Source organism: Saccharopolyspora sp. NPDC002686 (assembly GCF_040295745.1).
Lineage (GTDB): Bacteria > Actinomycetota > Actinomycetes > Mycobacteriales > Pseudonocardiaceae > Saccharopolyspora > Saccharopolyspora oryzae.
In genome coordinates this window covers 1-1,118 of the sequence record NZ_JBEOVY010000677.1, presented here as the reverse complement: position 1 = coordinate 1,118, position 1,118 = coordinate 1, and the positions used below count along the sequence as shown (strand labels likewise).

Below are 1,118 nucleotides of genomic sequence, written 5' to 3'. Positions count from 1 at the left end.
AACGCGGTGGGTGACAAGCGCGCGAAGGCCGTGCAACGGGCGCACCTGGAGCGATCTGCCGCTGGACCACGTGCAGTTTCAATTGAAACTGCGATCCGCCGTGCCTGGGTTCCGCAGTTTCAATTGAAACTGTGGTCCACGATGTGGGACGGAGCTCGGGTCAGACGTGGAGTTCGCCGCTGAGGACGGTGGTGGCCCGGCCGCGGAGGCCGACTCGGTCGGCGCGGAGCGCCATGCGGACGATGCCACCGCGGGCGGAGGCCTGCTCGCCGACGAAGTCCGCGCTCCGCGGGTCGCGGTGGAGCTTGGCGGCCCACCAGGTCGCGAGGGTGCAGTGGGCGGAACCGGTCACCGGGTCTTCCTGGATGCCGACCTGCGGGGAGAACACCCGGCTGACGAAGTCGACCCCGGGCCGGTCGCCGGGCGCGGTGACGATCACGCCGCGGGACGGGACGGTGGCCAGCGCCGCGAAGTCCGGTCGCACCGCGCGGACCTCGGCGGCCGACTCGGCGCGCACGAGCACCTTGGTCGCGGCCTGCGCCGTCTCCACGACGGTGATGCCGGGGAGCCCGGCGGCCAGGGCTTCCGGCGGTTCCACCGGCTCGGCCCGATCGGCGGGGAAGTCCATCTCGATCCAGCCGTCGTCGAGCGCGGTGCAGGTCAGGACACCGCTGCGGGTGTCGAACCGCTGATCGCCGCCGAGCACGTGCGCGGTGGCGAGGGTGCCGTGCCCGCACAGAGGAACCTCGGTGGTCGGCGTGAACCACCGCAGCGGCTTCGGCTCGCCCTCCGGGCCTGCGACCACGACGAACGCGGTCTCGGAGTGCCGGAGCTCGGCGGCCACCGACTGCATCCACGACTCCTCGGCGGGGGAGTCCAGCAGCACGACCCCGGCGGGATTCCCGGTGAAGGCGGTGTCGGTGAAGGCATCGACGACGAAAGCACGCACCCGGAAACCCTACGTCGCTCCCACCACCGGGCTCCGGTCCCCGCAAATTCAATGGAAATCGGACGTCCAAATTCCATTGAATTTGCGGTACCCGCGTTGGGGGGGGGGGGTGCGGGGGGTCTCGAGGACAAGGTGGGTGATGCGTGTCACGTGCTCGTCGGGGGGGGAG

The 1,118-nt window shown here is 70.8% G+C and carries 1 protein-coding gene; it reads right to left on the bottom strand.

What is annotated here, in order from left to right; translation table 11 throughout:
• Nucleotides 1–160 precede the first annotated feature (160 nt).
• Nucleotides 161–949, bottom strand: coding sequence for a PhzF family phenazine biosynthesis protein (locus ABTZ89_RS38830; protein WP_351054501.1), 789 nt, complete (start codon nt 947–949; stop codon nt 161–163).
• Between the last annotated feature and the right edge of the window lie 169 nt (nt 950–1,118).